The following is a 20,074-nucleotide window of genomic DNA, read 5'->3' as shown; positions in this document are numbered from 1 at the left end:
CTCACGCCGCCAGCCTGCGCAGCACCGCGGTCGCGGTGAGCGCCGCGCCGGCCCCCGCGGCCACCGACAGCGGCCTGGCGTGCTGGGACACCCACTGTTGCGGTGAGATCCCGTGGGAGCGTTGGTCGAAGACTCCGTGGGCTCCGTGATCGGTGCCCGGCTCAGCATCGAGCGGGTGCATGAGGTTGTCGGGGCGGTCGTCGGCGACACGCTCGTCGGTCTGCTGCGAGTCGAACCCGGTCCTGGCCAGATAGCGGTCCAGCAGCGCCGGGATCAGCTTCTGACCGGCGATGGTGGCCGCGGTGCTGGCCCCCACCCAGTACTGCTTGCGGCGCGGGTGCTCCGCGGCGAACACCACGGCGTTGCCGGCGATCTCGGGCTGGTAGATGGGCGGGACCGGCTGCGGATGCCGGGGCAGGCGCGAACGCACCCAGGAGAACTGTGGGGTGTTCAGTGCCGGCATCTGCACGACGGTGATGTCGATACGGCTGTGGTCGTGCATCAGCTCGGTGCGCACCGACTCGGTGAAGCCGTTGATCGCGTGTTTGGCCCCGCAGTAGGCCGACTGCAGCGGGATCGAGCGCGCTCCCAGCGCCGAGCCCACCTGGACGATGGTGCCCGCATCACGCGGTTTCATCCGGGCCAGGGCCGCCATCGTGCCGTGGACGAAACCGAGGTAGCTCACCTCGGTGACCCGCCGGAATTCCTCCGGTGTGATCTGGTCGAACGGGGCGAACACCGAGGTGAAGGCCACGTTGACCCACACGTCGATGGGCCCGAATTCCTGCTCGGCGCGGTCGGCCGCGGCCGCCACCTGCTCGTAGTCGGCGACATCGGTGGGGACGGCCAGGGCCCGGCCTCCGGCCTTCTCGACGTCGACGACCGCGCCGTCGAGTCCGGCCCGACCGCGCGCCAACAGCACGACGTTGTCACCGCGTGCCCCGAAGGCACGGGCGGCGGCGCGGCCGGTCCCCGCGCTGGCCCCGGTGATCACGACGTTGCGTGGCTCGGGCATCTGATCCTCCTGGTTCGTTGCTCGTTTCGGGGTTTGTCGGGTTGTGTTCGGCTGTCGGGAGTTGTCGGGGAACACGTTGCGGCTAGCGGCCGTCGGCCCGGTCGCCCGCCGGCGACAGCCGTTGCGCGGTCTCGATGAGCAGCGCATGCACGAACGCCTGCGGCACGTTGCCGCGCAGCTGCCGCTGGGTGACGTCGTATTCCTCGCAGTACAGTCCCGGCGGTCCGCAGGCCGCCCGGTTGCGTTCGAACAGGCGGGCCGCCGCGACGGTGTCGCCCTGCTGGAGGTGGGCCAGTGCCAGCAGGAACCCGCACAGCGTGAAGGCGCCCTCGGCCTCCCCGAGGGGTGTCTGGCCGTGGCGGAATCGGTAGACGTAGCCGTCGCGAGCGAGATCGCGTTCCACGGCGCGCACGGTGGCGATGTTGCGCGGGTCGGCCGCGGCGACGCCTCCGCGGATCGCGGGCAGCAGCAGCGCGGCGTCGACCCGCTCGTCGTCGGGGGCGCGCTGCCAGCGTCCGCTCGGATGCTGACAATCGGCGGTGCTGGCCGCGATGGTGTCGGCCAGTGTCCGCCAGGGCGCCGCGACGGCGCCCGGTGCGTGCTCGGCCATCGCGCGCAGGCCGGCCACACCGATGAGGCGGGAATGCGCCCAGCGCCGGTCCTCCAGCTCCCAGATCCCGGCGTCGGGGTCGCGCCACCGGCGCGCGATCGCCTCGGCGGCCACGCAGGCGGCCCGGTAGGCCTGTTCGTCGAGCCGGCCGTGCCGCGCGGCGGCGGCGAAGAGCAGCAGGGCCTCGCCGAATGCGTCGAGCTGAAACTGGGTGTTGGCGTGGTTGCCGACGATGTCGGTGCCCCCGGGGTAGCCGGGCAGCTGCAGCGACCGTTCGCCGGGCACCGGCCCGCCGGCCACGGTGTAGGCGGGCTTCAACTCGTCGCCGTCGTCCAGCAGGCGTCTGGCCACGAAGCCGACGGCCGCGTCGAGCAACGGGTAGGCGCCGGTCGATGCGACGGCCTGTCCGGCATAGCACTGGTCGCGGATCCACACGTAGCGGTAGTCGTAGTTGCGGCCCCGGTCGGCACGCTCGGGCAGGCTCATCGTGGCGGCGGCGACCATCCCGCCGCTGCTGCTGGTCAGGCCGCGCAGAACCGCGTAGGAATGCCGAACATCACGCCTGGCGATCGTGTCCGGGAAGTCCGGGATGGTTGTCCGCCAACTGTTCTCGGTGTGTGCCCACAGATGGTCGGCGCTGGGGCGCGGCGCGTGGGGTTCGGCGTCGCCCAGCTCGAACACGATGTCGTGGTGTCCGCCCTCGGGAACCCGCAGGGTCGACGTCAGCGTGGGCAGGTCCCCGTTGCGTTCGTCGACGGTGGCCTCCGGCGCCCCCGACAACCGGAGCCACAGCTTGCCCAGCCGGCCCCGCCAGCAGCCTTCGTCGTCGCGGTACAGGTCGGTCAGCCCGGAGCGACCGAACTCGGCACCCGGGGACAACACCAGCTGAGCCACGGCCTCGCCGCGCACCGCCTCCAGTCTGCGCAGCACCACGGCACGGTTCGGGTCCGCGGGAAACGCGAGCGCTTCCCGGCACTCGATGATGCCGTCGGCGGTGACCCACCGGGCCCGCCAGATGAGCCCGCAGTCCTCGTAGTAGCCACCCCACACGTTGCGCGCCGACGGGGAGAGCGCGAACAGGCTGTGCCCCCCGATCAGCGACGCGAAGACGGCGTCGTCCTCCCATCGCGGGGCGCACATCCAGCTGATCTCCCCTCGCGGGCCAACCAGCGCGCCCCGCTCACCGTCGGCGAGCAGCGCGTATTCCCGCAGCACATGAGGCGGAAACCCGGTCTTCGGGCTCACGCCGCGCCTCGGCCGTGGGGGCCCGCCCCACCGCGGATCCACTCCGGGCCCTCGATGCGGTCGGGGATCAACCACACCCCCATCGCGAAATGGAAGACGAAGGCCAGCGCGTAGAGCAGTGTCGCGGCGTCGGTGAACCCCAACAGCCCGGGCGATGAGTGGGACGCGAACGCCGCGCTGACGATGACCAGCGCGAGGGCCCCGACCGCCACCAGGGCGGTGAACCACAACGCCAGGGATCTGCGGGTGGCCGATACGGCGGCACCGACCGCCACCAGCAACAGCAATCCGCAGAAGGCCGCCGTCAGCACCACCCCGTCGGCTCCCCCGATGCGGACGGCCACCCCGGCCCAGATCAGACCGAGTCCGGTGCCGCCGACGACGGCGAGCGCCACGGCCTCGGCCATCAGGACCCGCCGCACCTGTCGCCAGTGGCCCGGGTCCAGGCTGAACCGCCGCAGAACCGGTGTATCCGTTGCGTTCATGGCTTCCTCCCGACCTCGCATTTCAGCTGTTCTCATTATTTCCATCCTGGATAACATCCAAACCGCAGAACTTGCTGTGAGCAGGACATGCACAGGGGATGTAGGGTTTCCGCTGCGCGACCCCCAGCGCGGACCAGAGATCCGCCGGACGAACGGAGGCAGTGTTGACACCCAGGGCAGCCCCGCCCGAGGCCACCGATCGGGACGGCACCGAACTGGACGAGTACGCGGCGGCTCTGGAGCGGGCGACCCGCGGGTTGCTCGACCTCAACGTCGTGGTCCTCGAACACATGGAGCGCCGGATCGGCCTGGTGTCACTGCGGGCCCTGCAGGCGCTGCAACGGCTGGGACCGAGCCAGGTCACGGCGCTCGGACAGGAGCTCGGCCTGGTTCCCTCCACCGCCAGCAGGCTCAGTGACCGCCTCGCGACCGCGGGGCTGATCTCTCGCGAAGTGTCGCCGCTGAACCGGCGCGCCACGATCCTGGAACTGACCGCGGCGGGTGAGGCGATTCTGGCCGAGCTGGTGCACCTGCGCGTCCGACTCTTCCGCGAGGTCGCCGACGAGATGGCGCCCCGGGAGCGGACGGCGCTGCTGCACGGGGCCGCGGCCTTCACCGAGGCACAGCTGCGGGCCACCGAGCCCAGCGCTCAGATCGGTCCCCCGGAGATCCCCGGGTGACCGACGAAGGTGCCGGACGCGGCGAGCCCGACACCCCGGGCCTCAGCGGCGCGGACGCGCCAGCCGCCAGAGCACCAACCCGACCTGGAGTCCCATTGCGACGGAGATCATCGCGATGAGGGTGGCCGGCAGCGCGGAATTGCCGCCGGCACCGAACATCTCGGTGACCCCGATCAGCCCGAGCGAACCCGGCACCAACAGCCAGAAGCCGGGAAGGATCATCGACACCGCCGGCGGTGCATGGCGTCGACGCGAGATCGCCAGTGCGCAGATGGTGAGCGCCAACGCCCCGACGAAACCACTGGCGTAGCCGCCCAGAACCACGTCACCGACGAACTGCGCGGTGTAGGCCACGTAGGCGACGACCAGCAGCCACGGAAGGAACGACAGCGGCGGGGCCAGGAACAGCATCACGCCGACCGCATAGACGACCACGCCCACCCACGGCGCCCACCAGCCGAGTTTGTTGATCGCCTCCGAGCTCAGCTCGGCGTCGCGCAGACCGGGGATCTGCGTGGCGATGAGGATGCCGAAGGCCAGTTGGGCCATCTGCATGAACCCGGCGATCAGCCGGCTCGCCCCCGAGACGACGTCACGGGCGGTCAGCTCGACGACGGACAGGGTGATCGCCACCCCCGGCAGGAACGCCGCCAGGGGCGGGATGAGCGCGCGCAGGCCGACGTGGTCGAGGCCGAGGTAGCGGGCACCGGCGATGCACAGGGCCGACACCATCAACGCGCTGACGACCGGGGTCAGCGGATCCAGTCCCGGCACCCGCTCGCCGAGCAGCCGCAGCAGCCCCACCAGCAGGCCCAGCACCGCCGCGGTCAGGAAGTTCAGCGCCGTCGGCTCCATGACCAGTGACAGGCCGCCGCTGAAGATGCCGTAGCCGGTCACCGTCACCCAGGCCGGATAGGGGCGGCGCATCGCCAGGATGCGATCCAGCGTGGTCTCGCCGACCGCCGGCGAGACCCGGGCCGCCATCGCGTCGGAGACCAGCCGGGCCAGCGGGAAGGTCTGGTCGAAGCGCAGGTCGCCACCCTGGTTGGCCGAGGCGACGGCCGCGCCGGTCCCGCGGCCGGTCCCCACCACCTGAACGTGGTTGGGCAGGGCAAGGAAGTCGGTGCGGATGCCGTAGGAACCGGAGGCACGCTGCAACATCTGGCGCACCAGTGTCACCGGGTAGTTGGCGGCGGCCATCGCAGCACCCAACCGGGCCAGGAAGCGAATGTGCTCGTTCGCGGAGTCGTCCATCGGTGCCGGTACGTCAGTGCGCCGCGGCGTCCCAGCTGCGTCCGTAGCCCACGGATACCTCCAGCGGCACATCGAGCGGGTAGGCGTTGCCCATCTGCTCGCGCACCAGGGCCTCCACCTGCTCGCGCTCACCGTCGGCGATCTCGAACAGCAGCTCGTCGTGCACCTGCAGCAGCATCCGCGACGCCAGCTGCGCCTCGCACAGCGCCCGGTCGACGTTGATCATCGCCACCTTGATGATATCGGCGGCGCTGCCCTGGATGGGGGCGTTGAGCGCGGCCCGCTCGGCGGCCTCGCGTACCTGCCGGTTGCTGCTGTCCAGTTCGGGCAGGTAGCGGCGCCGGCCCAGCACCGTGGAGGTGTAGCCGTCCTTGCGGGCCTGGTCGACCACGGACTGCAGGTAGTCGCGGACCCCGCCGAACCGGGCGAAGTACTGGTCCATCTGCGCCTTGGCCTCCTCGGTGGAGATCTTGAGCTGCGTGGAGAGCCCGTAGGCGCTCAGGCCGTAGGCCAACCCGTAGGACATCGCCTTGACCCGGCGCCGCAGCTCGGGGGTCACCTCGTCGATCGGCACGCCGAAGGCCCGGGAGGCGACGAAGGAGTGCAGGTCCTCCCCGGTGTTGAAGGCCTCGATCAGCCCCTCGTCCCGCGACAGGTGCGCCATGATCCGCATCTCGATCTGGCTGTAGTCGGCGGTCATCAGCTCGGCAAAGGCCACAGCGTTTCCGACACCGGAGCCCGCCGGGCGACTTCCGACACCGGAGCCCGCAGGGCGACATCCGACAACGAACGCGTCCCGGATCTGGCGACCGGCCTCGGTGCGGATCGGGATGTTCTGCAGGTTGGGTTCGGTGGAGGACAGCCGGCCCGTGGCGGCGATGGTCTGGTTGAAGGTGGTGTGGATGCGCCCGTCGCCGGCCACGGCGTTCAGCAGACCGTCGACGGTCACCTTCAGCCTGGTGACGTCGCGGTGGGTCAGCAGATGCTGCAGGAACGGATGCCCGGTCTTGTCGAACAGCGACTGCAGCGCGTCGGCGTCGGTGGTGTAGCCGGTCTTGGTGCGTTTGGTCTTCGGCATTTCCAGCTCGTCGAACAACACCACCTGCAGCTGCTTGGGTGAGCCCAGGTTGATCTGTTTGCCGATCACCGAGTACGCCGCCTCGGCGGCGTCGCGGATCTGGTCGGCGAACCGGCTCTGCAGCCCGCTCAACAACTCCAGATCGACCGCGATGCCGGCGGTCTCCATTCCGGCCAGCACAGTCTGCACCGGCAACTCCATCTCGGCCAGCAACGAGGAGGAGTCGATCCGGTCCAGCTCGACGTCCAGGGCGTCGGCGAGGTCGACGACGGCGCGGGCCCGCAGGATCAGCGTCTGGACGGCCTGGTCGTCAACGCCCTCGCTGTCATCCAGCAGCGAAAGCTGCTGTTGCTCAGGGGTGTCGGCGCGTAGCTCCCGGCGCAGGTACCGCAACGACAGGTCGTCGAGGGCGAAGCTGCGCTGCCCCGGCCGTACCAGGTAGGCGGCCAGCGCGGTGTCGGAGGTCACCCCCGCCAGCGTCCAGCCACGGCCGGCCAGGTCGTGCATGGCGTGCTTGGCCTCGTGCAACGTCTTCGGCATGGCGGGGTCGGCCAGCCAGCGGCCCAGCGCGGTGTCGTCGTCGGGGGTCAGCGCGGTGGTGTCGACGTAGCAGCCCTCGCCGTCGGCGGCCGCGATCGCCAGGGCGGTGGCGTCGGCGTCGTAGGCCAGATGGGTGCCGATCACGGCCAGCCCACTGCGGCGCCCGTCGGCGGCGTGCTCACCGAGCCACCCCGCCACGGCCCCGGGCGCCAGAGCCTCCCCGCGGACCTCGAAACCCTCCTCGACCTCGGGGTCCGCCGAGGCCAGGGTGTCGAACAGCCGGTCGCGCAGGACCCGGAACTCCAGGTCGTCGAACAGCCGGTGAATGTGGTCGCGGTCCCAGGACTGCATCCGCAACGTGTCGGGCGTCTGCGCCAGCGGCACATCCTTGACCAGGTCGGTGAGTTCACGGTTGAGCACCACCGAGGACAGGTGGGCGCGCAGCGCGTCGCCGACCTTGCCCTTGACCTGGTCGACGTTGTCCACGAGGGCCTGCAACGAGCCGTACTGGGAGATCCACTTGGTAGCGGTCTTCTCCCCCACCCCCGGGATACCGGGCAGGTTGTCGCTGGGATCGCCGCGCAGGGCGGCGAAGTCCGGATACTGCTGCGGGGTCAGCCCGTACTTCTCCAGCACCGCGTCCGGGGTGAAGCGGGTCAGTTCACTGACCCCCTTGCGCGGGTACAGCACCGTCACGTCGTGGCTGACCAGCTGAAGCGAGTCCCGGTCGCCGGTGACCACCAGCACCCGGTAGCCCTCGCTCTCCGCCTGGGTGGCCAGCGTGGCGATGATGTCGTCGGCCTCGAAGCCCGGCTCGGCCAGCACGGTGATGCCCAACGCGGCCAGCACCTCCTTGGTGATGTCGATCTGGCCGCGGAACTCGTCGGGCGTCGCGCTGCGGTTGGCCTTGTACTCGGGGTACCTGTCGGCCCGAAACGTCTGGCGCGAAACGTCGAACGCCGCGGCGATGTGTGACGGGGTTTCATCGCGCAGCAGGTTGATCAGCATGGCGGTGAAGCCGTAGACCGCGTTAGTGGTCAGGCCGCCCTGGGTCTTGAAGTTCTCCGCGGGCAGCGCGTAGAACGCCCGAAAGGCCAGCGAGTTGCCGTCGAGCAGCATCAAGGTGGGTTTGGTGGCGGCCTCGGAGGGCTGGGCGGCCGACGGCGATGACTGCGGCGATGCTGCTGTCTTGGCGGAGCTCACGGGGTCAACTCTAGGCACCGGCCCCGACACGCAGAACCCGCCGTGCCATCTCGACGAGGGCCCGGGTGGCCGGCGCCACCTGCCGGTGCTGCGCCAGGCCGGAACCGGTCGGCCCCGACAAAACTGCAACACGTTTCAGTTCAGTCGTCACTCTCCGTTAGGCTGACCGGGTGCCAGGAGCTACCGACGCCACCAGCCAGCCGGCCATCGAGGGATGGTGGGACACCGACGACAACGGATCACCGCACCTCATCGGCGGTAAATGCAGCCGGTGCGGCACCTACGTCTTCCCGCCCCGGACCAACAACTGCCCGAATCCGGCCTGCGACTGCGAGGTACTCGAGCCCGTAGCGTTGTCGCGGCGCGGCACGGTCTGGAGCTACACCGAGAACCGGTACGCCCCACCACCGCCCTACCCGGCCGCCGACCCGTTCGAGCCGTTCGCGGTGGCCGCCGTCGAACTCGCCGACGAGGGCCTGATCGTGCTGGGCAAGGTCGCCGAGGGCACCCTGGCCGCCGACCTGAAGGTCGGCATGGAGCTGGAACTGACCACCCAGACGTTGTTCACCGACGACGAGGGCGTCGAACGTCTCACCTACGCCTGGAGGATCCCGTGAGCCCAGATCCGGTATACGTCCTGGGTGCCGGGATGCACCCGTGGGGCAAATGGGGCCGCGACTTCACCGAGTACGGGGTGGTCGCCGCGCGCGCGGCGCTGGCCGAGGCGGGCCTGGACTGGCGCCAGATCCAGCTCGTGGCCGGCGCCGACACCATCCGCAACGGCTACCCCGGCTTCATCGCGGGCTCGACGTTCGCCCAGAAGCTGGGCTGGAACGGCGTGCCGGTGTCCTCGAGCTATGCGGCCTGCGCGAGTGGCTCACAGGCCCTGCAGAGCGCCCGCGCGCAGATTCTCGCCGGGTTCTGCGACGTCGCCCTGGTCATCGGCGCCGACACCACGCCCAAGGGCTTCTTCGCCCCCGTCGGCGGCGAGCGACGCAACGATCCGGATTGGCAGCGCTTCCACCTCATCGGCGCCACCAACACCGTCTACTTCGCCCTGCTGGCCCGCCGGCGGATGGATCTGCACGGCGCCACGCTGGAGGATTTCGCGCAGGTCAAGGTCAAGAACGCCCGCCACGGCCTGGACAACCCGAACGCCCGGTACCGCAAGGAGACCAGCGTCGAGGACGTCCTGGCCAGCCCGGTGGTCTCGGATCCGTTGCGGCTGCTGGACATCTGCGCCACCTCCGACGGGGCCGCGGCGCTCATCGTCGCCAGCGCTGACTTCGCCCGCCGGCACCTCGGCTCGCTCGACGGCGTGCCCTCGGTGCGTGCGGTGAGCACCGTCACCCCGCAGTACCCGCAACACCTGCCCGAATTACCGGATATCGCAACGGATTCCACGGCCGTGGTGCCCGCACCGGAGCGCGTCTTCAAGGACCAGATCCTCGACGCCGCCTATGCCGAGGCCGGCATCGGCCCCGAGGACCTGAGCCTGGCCGAGGTCTACGACCTGTCGACGGCCCTGGAACTGGACTGGTACGAACATCTCGGCCTGTGCGGCAAGGGTGAGGCCGAGGGGCTGCTGCGCAGTGGCGCCACCGCCCTGGGCGGCCGGATCCCGGTCAACCCCTCCGGCGGGCTGGCCTGCTTCGGGGAGGCCATTCCCGCCCAGGCGATCGCGCAGGTCTGCGAGTTGACCTGGCAGCTCAGGGGGCGGGCCACCGGTCGCCAGGTCGAGGGTGCGACCGTCGGCGTCACCGCCAACCAGGGGTTGTTCGGCCACGGCTCGTCGGTGATCGTGGCGCGTTAGGACGGCACAATGGGGGCGTGAGCGACCGCACCGCGCTGGACCGCCTCCGGATCAGCTCGATGGACGTGCTGGTCGTCGGGATCCTGGTCTGCGCGATGGCGGCGGCCTTCCTGCGTTCGGCGTTGACGAGCCATCCCGCCCTGGCCACCGCGGGCACGGTGTTCAGCGCGGTTTTCATCCAGGCACTTCCGTTTCTGGCGTTGGGTGTGGTGATCAGCGGACTGATCGCGGTCTTCGTCACCCCCGAGCGGCTCACCCGCTGGCTGCCCCGACAACCCGCCCTGGCCGTCGCGGTGGCCGGTGTGGGTGGAGCCGCGCTGCCCGGCTGTGAATGCGGCTCGGTGCCCGTGGCACGCCGGCTGTTCGGCGACGGCGGAGTCACGGGGGCGGCCGCCCTGACCTTCATGCTCGCCGCCCCGGCGATCAACCCCGTCGTCGTCGTCGCCACGGCGGTCGCGTTTCCGGGACACCCCGAAATGGTGCTGGCCCGCGTGCTGGCCTCGCTCGTGACGGCGATGCTGATGGGCTGGGCATGGGCTCGTTGGGGACGGCCGAGCTGGATCACCGCCCGCCTGCCGGCGCCCCACGCCCACGGCGGTGGCCGGTGGCAGACGTTCACCGAGGCCGCCCGGCATGACTTTCTGCAGGCCGCAGCGTATCTGGTGCTCGGCGCGGCCGCCGCGGCCGCGCTGCACGTCCTGGTGCCCGCGTGGGTGTACCACCATGTGGCGGGCAACCTGCTCACCGGGGTGGTGGTGATGGCGCTGCTGGCCGTGGTGTTGTCGCTGTGTTCGGAGGCCGACGCCTTCGTCGCGGCGAGCATGACCATGGTGCCGCTGGTGCCCCGGCTGGTCTTCCTGGTCGTCGGCCCGGCCGTCGACCTCAAGCTGTTCGCCATGCAGTCGGGCATGTTCGGGCGGCGGTTCGCACTGCGCTTCGCACCGGCCACCCTGCTGGTGGCCACCGTCGCGGCGACGGTCATCGGTGTCCTGATCGTGGGCAGTGGTCGATGAGCCGCGAAACCGAGAACGTCCTGGTGCTCCTCGTCGGCATCGCCCTGGTCGTCATCACCGTCGGCGGCACGTTCACCCGGTACGTCAAGCCGACGATGGCGCCGTGGCTGCTGGTCACCGCGGTGGTCTTGATCGCCCTGAGCGCGGCCAGCATCGTCGCCGACATCCGCCGCGGCGGCCCCACCGATGCAGAGGCCGGGCACGGCCACCGGCGCGGTATCGCATGGCTGCTGGCCATCCCGATCGTGGTGCTCGTCTTCGTCGCGCCGCCGGCGCTGCAGGCGGCCCCGTCCACGCCGACTGCCGGCCCCGCCAACGCAGACCTCTCGAACCGTCGGCCGTTCGCGCCGCTGCCTGCCGGTCGGGCACCGGAGGTGCCCCTCCCCGAGGTGGTCATGCGGGCGGTCAACGACACGTCGGGATCGCTGCACGACCGCCCGATCAGCGTGATCGGCTTCGTCATGCACGAATCGGACGGCGTCGATCTGGGCCGTATCGTGATCGTCTGCTGCGCCGCCGACGCCCAGTTGGCCCGGCTCCATCTGCGCGGTCGGGCCGCCGGGAGCGCCCGTGGGCTCGCCGAGAACAGCTGGGTACGCGTCGAGGGCACGGTGGACCTGCCCGACGGCGGCCCTGCGCCGACCGCGGTACCCACGTTCTCGGCCACGTCCGTTGAGCCGATCGACGCGCCGCGCAACCCGTATTCTCCTCCGCTGTGAACCGCCCCGAGGATTCCCCCAGGCTCGTCGTCGCCCGCGTGAAACCGGGCAGCAAGAAGGGGCCGCTGGTCGAGGATGGCCAGGACGGTGAGCTGATCGTCTACGTGCGCGAACGCGCGGTCGAGGGGCGGGCCAACGACGCCGTCGTCGCCCTTTTGGCGCGGCACTTCGGTGTACCGCGCCGAGAGGTCGCGCTCGTGTCCGGGGCGACGTCGCGGCACAAACGATTCCGCATCGGCTGACCACCGGTCTCCGACGGGTCGTTGCCAACAACTAGCCGCTCGGCTAGTGTGACCTCCGAGCCGGCCGGGCCGCGCCGTGATCGCCATCACGATCGATCCGCGCAGCCACCGGACGCTCGGAGGGAGTCCCATGCAGATCCTGCCCGCCGTCGAGGACAGTCCCGGCGCGACGAACATCCGCACCCAATCCATCGCGCTGTGGTCCGGTCCGGTGGTCGGCGTCGTGCTCCTGCTGGCGTTCATCGCCTTCCCCGGCTTCTGGCCGCCGATGTCGCCGACCATGACCGCCGAGCAGGTGGCCGCCTTCTACGCCGAGCACACGGCCTGGATCCGGTTCAGCCAGACGGCGTTCAACCTGTGCGGAATCCTGCTGCTGCCGTTCTTCATGGTGATCGTGGTCCAGATGAAGCGGATGAGGACCCAGAGCCACGTGTTCGCATACTGCTTCCTGACCGCCGTGGTCAGCGGCGCCACGATCTTCGCGTTGTCCAACATCTTCTTCCTGGTCGCGGCATTCCGCCCGGAGCGCAACCCCGAACTGGTGCAACTGGTCAACGACATGGCCTGGATCATCTTCGTCGCCCCGGTCGGCATGGTCGTCGCCCAACTGTTGCTGCTCGCCGCCGCGGTGCATTTCGACGAGGCCGATGATCCGGTCTTCCCGCGCTGGGTCGCCCCCTTCTCGGTGGCCGTCGCGGCCGCGATGGCGCCGTCGGTGTGTGCCGCGGTGGTCAAGACCGGCCCGCTGGCCTGGGACGGTGCGGTGTCGTTCTGGTTGCGCGCCATCGCCTTCGGCGTGTTCATCACGGTCATGTTCGTCGTGGTGCGGCGCACGCTGCACCGGCAGGGCGTCATCGAGGGGCTGGTGGCGGCATGAGCACGACGGTGGCGCGCCCCGCCGCGCCGGAACACCCGAAGCCCGCGGGCAAGCGCGACATCTGGATCGTGTTCTGGATCGTGCCCGCCTTCTACACCGCCTTCGGCGTCATCTTCGTGGCGCTGACCCGGGTGATGCCGCCGCCGCGCCCGGACATCACCGTGGCCCAGCAGGTCGGTTTCTTCCACGACCACGCCGCCACCATCCAGATCGGCTTCACCGCACTGATCCTGATCGTCGGCGGCGCGGGCATCGCCAACGGCATCGTGGTCTACCACATGAAGCGGATGAGCTCGGGCTCGGTGATGGCCTATGTCTACCTCGGCGGCATGGCGGTCGGTGCGTTGCCGGGATGCCTGCTGGTGGCGTTCTGCTTCCTGACCGCGACCTTCCGGGCCGACCGCAACCCCGAACTGCTGGCGCTGCTCTACGACCTGGGGATGCTGTCCTACGTCGGATCGCTGGGGTGCTTCACCGCGGCATACGTCGGCTTCGCCGTGGCGATTCTCTACGACCGCAACGGGATCTTCCCCAAGTGGTTCGCCTACGTGACGGTGTGGCAGATCGTGACCGAGATCCTGGCCGTCCCGGTGTTCGTCATGAAGGCCGGGCCCTTCGCGTGGAACGGCTCGATCGCGTTCTGGATGGGCACCGCGATCTTCGCCTTCTGGCTGATGTGTCTGATCACCTTCCTGAAGAAGGCCAATGAGCGCGAGCCCGCCGACGCCGCGCCGCTGGACTGACGAGCACCGATGGCCACCACATTCAGCGCACACCCGGCGCAACGCGAGGACACCTGCCATGACTGACGTCGACGCGACATCCGCGGTGCGCGAACGCGGCTCGTCCCCCGAGTCCCCACCCGGCACCCACGTGCCCGGCGACGGCGCGATGTGGGTGATGGTGCTGGGCGACCTCATCATCTTCGGCGCCTACTTCCTGATCTTCATGGTGCACCGGGCCCTGCAGCCCGAGGAGTTCCTGGCCGCCCAGCAGCACCTGGACGTCACCCTCGGCATGGTCAACACCCTGGTGCTGCTGGCCAGTTCGTTCTTCATCGCGCGCAGCGTGCAGAAGGTCCGCGCCGGCGACCACGCCGGGGCGATCCGGCTGATCTACACCGGCGGGGTGTTCGGCGTGCTGTTCATCGCGGTCAAGGCCGTCGAATGGACCACCGAGATCGCCCACGGCTACACGCTGCCCAGCAGCGAGTTCTTCGCGTTCTACTACATGCTGACCGGGGTGCACCTGTTCCACGTCGCGCTGGGCCTGCTGATTCTGGGGATCCTCGTGCGCGAGCTGCGCAACCCGCGACGGCGCCGGGTGTCGATGGTGGAATCCGGCGCAACCTACTGGCACATGGTCGACCTGCTCTGGATCGTGATCTTCGCCCTGCTCTACGTCTTGAGGTGACCGATGACCGCAACCGCACCCGCCCCGGCGCGAGCCGCCCGGGCCACGACGGTGGCCTGGGTCGTGTTGTCGGCCATCACGATCCTGTCCTGGTGGCTGGCCCCCGGCCATGCCGGTGCCGCCGGACCCAGCGTGCCGATCACGGTGGCGGTGGTCCTGCTGGCCCTCGTCAAAGGCCGCATGGTCATCCGCTACTTCATGGAGGTGCGCACAGCGCCGCGCTGGCTCAAACTGGCCACCGACGGCTGGCTGGTGGTGCTGTGGGGCGCCGTCCTGGCCATCTACCTGTACTGACCCACCTTTACTGAGACGGGCCGTCCCGGTCAGGCGACTCCGAGATAGGCCGCGCGCACACTGTCGTCGGCCAGCAGCTCGCGGGCCGGGCCGGTCCGGGTGATGGATCCGGTCTCGAGGATGTAGGCACGGTCGGACCGGACCAGCGCCTGCTGAGCGTTCTGTTCCACGAGCAACACCGTCGTGCCCTGGTTGTTGATCTCGGAGATGATCTTGAAGATCTGCGAGATGACCATGGGCGCCAATCCCATCGACGGTTCGTCGAGCAGCAGCACCCGCGGCCGGGCCATCAGCGCGCGGCCGATCGCCAGCATCTGCTGCTCCCCGCCGGAGAGCGTGCCGCCGACCTGGTGGCGGCGCTCGGCCAGCCGGGGGAAGGTCTCCAGCACCCAGTCCAGTCGCTCGCGGTGCTGGGTGCGGGAATCGAACTTGCGTCCGTAGCAGCCCATTTCGATATTCTCCAGCACGGTCATGCCGGGAAAGACACCACGTCCCTCGGGCGCCTGGATGAGCCCGTCGGTGACCCGCCGGTGCGCCTTCACCTTGGAGATGTCGGCGCCCTCGAACCACACCGAGCCCGATGTCAGCGACAACAGGCCCGAGATCGCCCGCATCATCGTGGTCTTGCCGGCCCCGTTGGAACCCAGCAAGGTGACCAGCTCCCTCTCGTGCACCACCACGGAGACACCGTGCAGCGCGCGGATACGGCCGTAGTGCACCACCACGTCGCGCAGCTCCAGCAGCACGTCGCCGCGCTGCGGAGCCGGGTCCGCGGGGGCAGCGGTCCCCCCGTCATTCGAGGTCGTCATCGGGCACTCCCAGGTAGGCGGCCACGACCGCGGGGTCTTCACGGATCTCGGCGGGCAGTCCGTCGGCGATCTTACGGCCGAACTCGAGCACCACGATCCGGTCGGTCACCCCCATCACCAGCCGCATGTCGTGCTCGATCAGCAGCACCGTGTAGCCGTCGTCACGGATCTTGCGGATCAGGTCGATCAGCGACGCCTTCTCGCTGAGGTTGAATCCGGCGGCGGGCTCGTCCAGACACAACAGCTTCGGCTCGGTGGCCAGCGCGCGGGCGATCTCCAGCCGGCGTTGGTCGCCGTAGGAGAGGTTCTTGGCCTTGTCCTCACCGCGGTGGGCGATCCCGACGAACTCCAGCAGCGCGGTGGCGCGTTCGATCGCATCGCGTTCCTCGCGGCGGTGCCGGGGGCTGCGCACCAGCGCCCCCGGAACCGACGTCTTGTGCCGGGCGTCCGTGCCGACCACGACGTTCTCCAGCGCGGTCATCTCGCCCCACAACCGGATGTTCTGGAACGTGCGGGCGATACCGCGCCGGGTGATCTTGTGGCGCTTGGTCTTTCCCAGCGGCTCACCGTCGAAGATCACGGTGCCCGAGCTGGGACGGTAGACCCCGGTGATCGCGTTGAACAGGGTCGTCTTGCCGGCGCCGTTGGGTCCGATCAGGCCCAGGATCTCCCCGCGCCGGATCCCGAAGGTGACCGAGTCCAACGCCACCAGACCGCCGAACTTGACGGTGAGATCCCGCGTTTCCAGCAGCACCTCGCCCTGCCGGGCGTGCACGTCGCGGTGCAGCGCGGCCAGCTCCTCGTCGATGTGGACCTCGGGTTCGGTCATACCGGCGCCTTCGATCCGTTCGCCGAGTCGTCGGTGCTGCGCCCGTCGGCGCTGGCCAGCAGCTCCCGTGCACGGCGCCCGTAGGTGAGCAGCTGCGCGCGCGCCGGGAACAGGCCCTGCGGGCGGAAGATCATCAGCAGCACCAGGGCCAGACCGAAGAACAGGTACTTCAGGTCGCCGAGGTTGATGCCCAGGAAGTGCACGCCGAGCAGTCGGTTCGGCAGGTAGACGATGATGAACGCGCCGAAGACGACGCCCAGCTTGTTGCCCTGCCCACCGAGGACCACGGCGCACAGGAACAGCATCGAGTTGATGATGTTGAAGGTCGGCGGTGCCACGTACTGCACCTGTCCGGCGTACAGCGCGCCCGACAGTCCCCCGATCGCGGCACCGATCACGAAGGCCCACAGCTTGAATCGGAACGTGTTGACGCCCATGATCTCCGCGGCGTCCTCGTCCTCGCGCACGGCGATCCAGGCCCGGCCGACGCGGCTGCGTTCCAGGTTGCCCACCAGCAGCAACAGCCCGGCGATGAGCACCAGCCCCAGCCAGAACCACCAGGTGCCGTAGTTGGCGTCACCGGAGGAGTTGGCGCTGGAGAACACGCCCTGCGGCAGCTGCTCGCTCTCCCCGAGGCGCGGGTAGGCGACCTGGTTGAGGCCGCGCGGCCCGTTGGTGATCCCGGCCAGGTTGTCGGCCATGAGCCGGATGATCTCGCCGAAGCCCAGCGTGACGATCGCCAGGTAGTCGCCGCGCAACCGCAGTGTCGGGGTGCCCAGGATCAGACCGGTCAGCGCGGTGATGGTCATCGCCAGCGGCACACAGGACAGCCACGCCCAGTCGGTGCTGAAGAAACCGGTGAGCCCCAACTGGTTCCACGGACTCTCCGGGCTGGTCAACAGGGCCACCGTGTAGGCGCCGACGGCGTAGAAGCCGACGTAGCCCAGGTCGAGCAGGCCGGCCTGACCCACCACCACGTTGAGTCCGATCGCGATGATGGCCACCATCGCGAACTGGGCCATGGTGCCGCCGAAGCTGATACCCGGGGTGTCCAGAAAGCCCGGGGTGTGCAGCGGCAGCAGGGCCATCAGCACGAAGCCGACGACCCCGAAGCCCCACTTCTGGACCCTGGTCCGATCGTCCCACCAGTTCCGCAGCGCGTCGCCGGGGGCCAGCAGGCGCCGGGTCCACGTCGGCGTCGGCGGCTGTGTCGGTGTGCCGGTCATGCCCGTGCCTTCCCCAGACTCTCGCCGAGTATGCCGGTGGGGCGGATCAGAAGCACCAGCACGAGCAGCACGAAGGCCACGACGTCGCGCCACTGGGTGCCGAACAGCGCCTGGCCGTAGTTCTCCATCACGCCGAGCAGCAGACCGCCGAGCAGGGCGCCGCGCAGGTTGCCGATGCCGCCGAGCACCGCCGCGGAGAACGCCTTGATGCCCAGCAGGAAGCCCCCGGAGTAGATGATGCCCTGGGGCACCTTCAGGGTGTAGAGCAGTGCGGCGGCGCCGGCCAGCACGCCGCCGATCATGAAGGTGGTCATGATGATGCGTTCGCGGGAGACGCCCATCAGGGTGGCCGTGGTGGGGTCCTGGGCGACCGCCCGGATGCCGCGGCCGAACTTGGTCCGGTTGATCGCGATGTCGGTCAGCGCGGCCAGCACCAGGGCGGCGCCGATGATGACCAGCGTGACATTGGAGACCGGCGCACCGAACACGGTGAACTGTGTTTTGGGCACCACCAGCGTGATCGGCTGCTGGGCGTTGCTGCCGCCGTAGCCGTCGATGATGTGCGGCAGGATGAAATGCACGAACTCCTGCAGCACGAAGGACATGCCGATCGCGGTGATCAGGAAGGACAGCCGTTCGGCGTTGCGCCGGCGCAGCGGCCGGTAGGCGACGGCCTCCAGCCCCACCGCCGCGGCCCCGGAGACCAGCATCGCGAACAGCATCGCCACCCCGAGATAGAAGACCGTCAAACCGATCCCGAGTTGGTAGTCATTGCCGCTGGGGGTGAACCCCAGGATCATGTCCAGGCAGAAGTAGGCACCGAACATGCCGAGCATGAAGATCTCGGAGTGGGCGAAGTTGATCAGCTTCAGCACGCCGTAGACCAGCGTGTAGCCGACGGCGACCAGCGCGTAGATCGCTCCCCAGGCCAGGCCGTCGATGCTCAGCTGCCAGAACCCGGTGCGCAGGTTCTCCACGTTGAAGTTGATGTCAGCGGCCAGGCAGACGTACTGGTCCACGCACTGGTGAATCATCCGGCGACGGGCTCCTCGGGGCTGGCATGCCTAGCGAAACGCGTCCGAGCCGTTGGGCCCGGACGCGTTTCGCTGGTGCGGCTACTGGACGTCGTACATCCAGATCAGGGTGGTGGTCAGCTCACCGGTGTCGGTCCACTGGTACTTGCGGGCCACCCCCTGCCCGTCGTAGTTGCGGATGTACTCCAGCAGGTCGGGCCGGGTGATGGCGCCGGAGTCGATGCCCTTGACCATGATGGTGCCCAGGTCGTAGCCCTCGGTGCTGTAGGTGCCCGGAGCCTGACCGAACTTGTCGGTGTACTCCTTGGCGAACTGCTCGGAAGCCGGGCCGCACGGGCAGGACAGCAACGCGCCCTTGGACGAATCACCGGCCTGCTTGACGAACTCGGGATCCTTGACGCCGTCGCCGCTGACGAAGGTGACGTCGAGGTTCGCGTCGCGCAGCTGCTGCACGAACGGTGCGGCCTCGGCGTAGTAGCCGCTGTAGAAGACCGCGTCGGGGGCGACACCGCCGATCTGGGTCACCGCGGCGGAGAAGTCCTTGTCGCCCTTCTTCACCGAGATGTTGCAGCCGGCATCGGCCACCGGGCCCAGGGTTTCGCGGACGGCCTGCGCCAGGCCCAGACCGTAGTCGGTGCTGTCATCGACGACGCAGACCTTCTGCGCCCCCAGCGTGTTCTTCATGTAGTTGGCCACCGAGGGGCCCTGCACACCGTCGTTGGCCAGCCCCCGGAAGAACGTGCGCCAGCCCTGCTCGGACAGGGTCACGTTGGTGGCCGAGGCGGTGGCCGCGACGAGCCCGGCCTGGTCGAACACCCCGCCGGTGGCCTTGGTCTCACCGGAGAAGGCCGGACCGATCAGCCCGATGGTGTACTGGTCGTCGACGATCTGGGGGGCGATCGCGCTGGCCTTCTGCGGGTCGCCCTCGGTGTCGAAGGTCTTCAGCTGCACCTGGCAGCCCGGGTTGGCCTCGTTGTGCTTGTCCACCGCGAGCTGCACCCCGTCGCGGATGTTGATGCCCAGCGCCGCGTCGGGTCCGGTCAGCGCGCCGGCCATGGCGATCGACAGCGGCGGGCAGGTGGCGTTGCCGTCACCGGCGGGGTCGGCGGGGGTGGCCCCCTCCTCGGGTTTGACCTCGGCGCCGTTCTGGTCGATCTGGACCTTCTCGACGATCTTCAGGTCCGACTGCGCCGAATCCTCACTCGGCTTGCTCTGGCTGCAACCGGCAATGCCGAGCACCACCAGCGCTGCCGAGGTCACAGCGAATGCACTGCGAGTCGCGCGACCGCGCACGTTCCACCTCCGGGTCAGTGAGTTAGGTCGGCATCGGTCGGTCGGGCTCGCATGCCTGCAACCGGGCCCCACCGACGATGCTTCGCAAAGAACATAGCCGCCATGGGGCCGAAGCGCGTGATGTTGGCAACGCCACGCCGGGGCGCGTTTCGGCACGTAGGCCACACGTTGGCCGAACGAAAGCCAAAGCCCGCGGTCAGAGAGCCGGGCCGGTCGCGGCCCACCACGATCGAACCGGAGCGAAACGCAGAGTTAACAGCGGTCGGCGTGGCGGCTTGAATCGCCCTGGAAATCCCGGAGGCTCCTGACCTTGGAAACGAGGATGCAGGTATGCCGAAGGAACAGTCTGCTGGGAAGCCCACGACACGCCGCTATAGCCCGGAGGAGAAGGCCGCGGCGGTG

Annotated in this window: 20 protein-coding genes; 10 read left to right on the top strand and 10 right to left on the bottom strand. The window is 69.4% G+C overall.

The genetic code is table 11. From position 1 onward, the window contains the following. Position 1: 1 nt before the first annotated feature. The 3 genes from CSR00_RS14880 to CSR00_RS14870 all read right to left on the bottom strand — a co-directional run bounded on the left by CSR00_RS14880 (position 2) and on the right by CSR00_RS14870 (position 3,355). Positions 2-1,015: an SDR family oxidoreductase gene (locus CSR00_RS14880; protein ID WP_099023185.1), complete on the bottom strand. Its 1,014-nt coding sequence runs from the start codon at positions 1,013-1,015 to the stop codon at positions 2-4. Between the two features lie 82 nt (positions 1,016-1,097). Continuing rightward, on the bottom strand, positions 1,098-2,870 hold the full coding sequence (locus tag CSR00_RS14875) for a glycoside hydrolase family 15 protein (RefSeq protein ID WP_245906032.1): 1,773 nt from the start codon (positions 2,868-2,870) through the stop codon (positions 1,098-1,100). After that, positions 2,867-3,355, bottom strand: a complete 489-nt coding sequence (locus CSR00_RS14870) for a hypothetical protein (RefSeq protein ID WP_099023184.1) — start codon at positions 3,353-3,355, stop codon at positions 2,867-2,869. Before CSR00_RS14870 ends, CSR00_RS14875 begins: the two co-directional genes overlap by 4 nt. A 164-nt stretch (positions 3,356-3,519) precedes the next feature. On the opposite strand from CSR00_RS14870, the gene CSR00_RS14865 reads away from it, so the two are divergent. After that, positions 3,520-4,035, top strand: a complete 516-nt coding sequence (locus CSR00_RS14865; RefSeq protein WP_245906030.1) for a MarR family winged helix-turn-helix transcriptional regulator — start codon at positions 3,520-3,522, stop codon at positions 4,033-4,035. A gap of 42 nt (positions 4,036-4,077) precedes the next feature. Here the strand turns inward: CSR00_RS14865 and CSR00_RS14860 are convergent, their stop codons facing one another. Both CSR00_RS14860 and polA read right to left on the bottom strand, forming a co-directional pair. Further along, the gene (locus tag CSR00_RS14860) at positions 4,078-5,289 is read right to left on the bottom strand and encodes a threonine/serine exporter family protein (RefSeq protein WP_099023183.1); all 1,212 of its coding nucleotides are present in this window, start codon (positions 5,287-5,289) and stop codon (positions 4,078-4,080) included. 13 nt (positions 5,290-5,302) lie between these two features. Beyond that, a complete protein-coding gene (polA, locus tag CSR00_RS14855; RefSeq protein WP_099023182.1) occupies positions 5,303-8,110 on the bottom strand; it encodes a DNA polymerase I in 2,808 nt (935 codons plus the stop codon). A 170-nt stretch (positions 8,111-8,280) separates the two neighbouring features. On the opposite strand from polA, the gene CSR00_RS14850 reads away from it, so the two are divergent. From CSR00_RS14850 to CSR00_RS14810, 9 genes are all read left to right on the top strand, one after another. Next, positions 8,281-8,727 (top strand): Zn-ribbon domain-containing OB-fold protein, encoded by a 447-nt coding sequence (locus CSR00_RS14850; protein WP_099023181.1) that lies wholly within the window; start codon positions 8,281-8,283, stop codon positions 8,725-8,727. Positions 8,728-8,759: 32 nt separating this feature from the next. Beyond that, complete coding sequence (locus CSR00_RS14845; RefSeq protein WP_245906043.1) at positions 8,760-9,923, top strand: lipid-transfer protein; 1,164 nt, start codon at positions 8,760-8,762, stop codon at positions 9,921-9,923. A gap of 59 nt (positions 9,924-9,982) precedes the next feature. Further along, positions 9,983-10,936: a permease gene (locus CSR00_RS14840; RefSeq protein ID WP_099023212.1), complete on the top strand. Its 954-nt coding sequence runs from the start codon at positions 9,983-9,985 to the stop codon at positions 10,934-10,936. Next, the gene (locus tag CSR00_RS14835; RefSeq protein ID WP_099023179.1) at positions 10,933-11,655 is read left to right on the top strand and encodes a TIGR03943 family putative permease subunit; all 723 of its coding nucleotides are present in this window, start codon (positions 10,933-10,935) and stop codon (positions 11,653-11,655) included. Before CSR00_RS14840 ends, CSR00_RS14835 begins: the two co-directional genes overlap by 4 nt. Then, entirely contained in the window at positions 11,652-11,897 is a 246-nt protein-coding gene (locus CSR00_RS14830) for a DUF167 domain-containing protein (protein WP_099023178.1), read from the top strand. The genes CSR00_RS14835 and CSR00_RS14830 overlap by 4 nt, the downstream gene beginning before the upstream one ends. A gap of 130 nt (positions 11,898-12,027) precedes the next feature. After that, the gene (locus CSR00_RS14825; RefSeq protein WP_099023211.1) at positions 12,028-12,774 is read left to right on the top strand and encodes a hypothetical protein; all 747 of its coding nucleotides are present in this window, start codon (positions 12,028-12,030) and stop codon (positions 12,772-12,774) included. Further along, positions 12,771-13,517 carry a hypothetical protein gene (locus CSR00_RS14820; protein WP_099023177.1) on the top strand — a complete coding sequence of 249 codons (747 nt, stop codon included), beginning with the start codon at positions 12,771-12,773 and terminating at the stop codon, positions 13,515-13,517. The genes CSR00_RS14825 and CSR00_RS14820 overlap by 4 nt, the downstream gene beginning before the upstream one ends. Positions 13,518-13,575: 58 nt before the next feature. Next, a complete protein-coding gene (locus CSR00_RS14815; RefSeq protein ID WP_099023176.1) occupies positions 13,576-14,187 on the top strand; it encodes a cytochrome c oxidase subunit 3 in 612 nt (203 codons plus the stop codon). Positions 14,188-14,190: 3 nt separating this feature from the next. Continuing rightward, entirely contained in the window at positions 14,191-14,481 is a 291-nt protein-coding gene (locus CSR00_RS14810) for a cytochrome C oxidase subunit IV family protein (protein WP_099023175.1), read from the top strand. A gap of 29 nt (positions 14,482-14,510) precedes the next feature. Here CSR00_RS14810 and CSR00_RS14805 read toward each other — a convergent pair whose 3' ends face one another. The 5 genes from CSR00_RS14805 to CSR00_RS14785 all read right to left on the bottom strand — a co-directional run bounded on the left by CSR00_RS14805 (position 14,511) and on the right by CSR00_RS14785 (position 19,672). Further along, the gene (locus CSR00_RS14805) at positions 14,511-15,227 is read right to left on the bottom strand and encodes an ABC transporter ATP-binding protein (protein WP_099023174.1); all 717 of its coding nucleotides are present in this window, start codon (positions 15,225-15,227) and stop codon (positions 14,511-14,513) included. 46 nt (positions 15,228-15,273) lie between these two features. Further along, positions 15,274-16,119: an ABC transporter ATP-binding protein gene (locus tag CSR00_RS14800; protein WP_099023173.1), complete on the bottom strand. Its 846-nt coding sequence runs from the start codon at positions 16,117-16,119 to the stop codon at positions 15,274-15,276. Next, the gene (locus CSR00_RS14795; protein ID WP_099023172.1) at positions 16,116-17,345 is read right to left on the bottom strand and encodes a branched-chain amino acid ABC transporter permease; all 1,230 of its coding nucleotides are present in this window, start codon (positions 17,343-17,345) and stop codon (positions 16,116-16,118) included. The genes CSR00_RS14800 and CSR00_RS14795 overlap by 4 nt, the downstream gene beginning before the upstream one ends. After that, on the bottom strand, positions 17,342-18,379 hold the full coding sequence (locus CSR00_RS14790) for a branched-chain amino acid ABC transporter permease (RefSeq protein ID WP_099023171.1): 1,038 nt from the start codon (positions 18,377-18,379) through the stop codon (positions 17,342-17,344). The genes CSR00_RS14795 and CSR00_RS14790 overlap by 4 nt, the downstream gene beginning before the upstream one ends. A gap of 81 nt (positions 18,380-18,460) precedes the next feature. After that, the gene (locus tag CSR00_RS14785) at positions 18,461-19,672 is read right to left on the bottom strand and encodes a branched-chain amino acid ABC transporter substrate-binding protein (RefSeq protein WP_176562067.1); all 1,212 of its coding nucleotides are present in this window, start codon (positions 19,670-19,672) and stop codon (positions 18,461-18,463) included. Positions 19,673-20,074 lie beyond the last annotated feature (402 nt).

Origin of the sequence: Mycolicibacterium palauense (assembly GCF_002592005.1) — a bacterium.
Taxonomy (GTDB): Bacteria; Actinomycetota; Actinomycetes; order Mycobacteriales; family Mycobacteriaceae; genus Mycobacterium; species Mycobacterium palauense.
Note: the sequence above shows the minus strand (reverse complement) of the source record. Positions and strands in the feature narration are given on the sequence as shown.

Excerpts from the sequence above, each read along its gene's own strand:
- CSR00_RS14880 (WP_099023185.1), bottom strand. The coding sequence starts at position 1,015 with ATGCCCGAGCCACGCAACGTCGTGATCACCGGGGCCAGCGCGGGGACC.
- CSR00_RS14870 (WP_099023184.1), bottom strand. The coding sequence starts at position 3,355 with ATGAACGCAACGGATACACCGGTTCTGCGGCGGTTCAGCCTGGACCCG.
- CSR00_RS14860 (WP_099023183.1), bottom strand. The coding sequence starts at position 5,289 with ATGGACGACTCCGCGAACGAGCACATTCGCTTCCTGGCCCGGTTGGGT.
- CSR00_RS14845 (WP_245906043.1), top strand. The coding sequence starts at position 8,760 with ATGCACCCGTGGGGCAAATGGGGCCGCGACTTCACCGAGTACGGGGTG.
- CSR00_RS14840 (WP_099023212.1), top strand. The coding sequence starts at position 9,983 with ATGGACGTGCTGGTCGTCGGGATCCTGGTCTGCGCGATGGCGGCGGCC.
- CSR00_RS14835 (WP_099023179.1), top strand. The coding sequence starts at position 10,933 with ATGAGCCGCGAAACCGAGAACGTCCTGGTGCTCCTCGTCGGCATCGCC.
- CSR00_RS14825 (WP_099023211.1), top strand. The coding sequence starts at position 12,028 with ATGCAGATCCTGCCCGCCGTCGAGGACAGTCCCGGCGCGACGAACATC.
- CSR00_RS14820 (WP_099023177.1), top strand. The coding sequence starts at position 12,771 with ATGAGCACGACGGTGGCGCGCCCCGCCGCGCCGGAACACCCGAAGCCC.
- CSR00_RS14815 (WP_099023176.1), top strand. The coding sequence starts at position 13,576 with ATGACTGACGTCGACGCGACATCCGCGGTGCGCGAACGCGGCTCGTCC.
- CSR00_RS14810 (WP_099023175.1), top strand. The coding sequence starts at position 14,191 with ATGACCGCAACCGCACCCGCCCCGGCGCGAGCCGCCCGGGCCACGACG.
- CSR00_RS14800 (WP_099023173.1), bottom strand. The coding sequence starts at position 16,119 with ATGACCGAACCCGAGGTCCACATCGACGAGGAGCTGGCCGCGCTGCAC.
- CSR00_RS14795 (WP_099023172.1), bottom strand. The coding sequence starts at position 17,345 with ATGACCGGCACACCGACACAGCCGCCGACGCCGACGTGGACCCGGCGC.
- CSR00_RS14790 (WP_099023171.1), bottom strand. The coding sequence starts at position 18,379 with ATGATTCACCAGTGCGTGGACCAGTACGTCTGCCTGGCCGCTGACATC.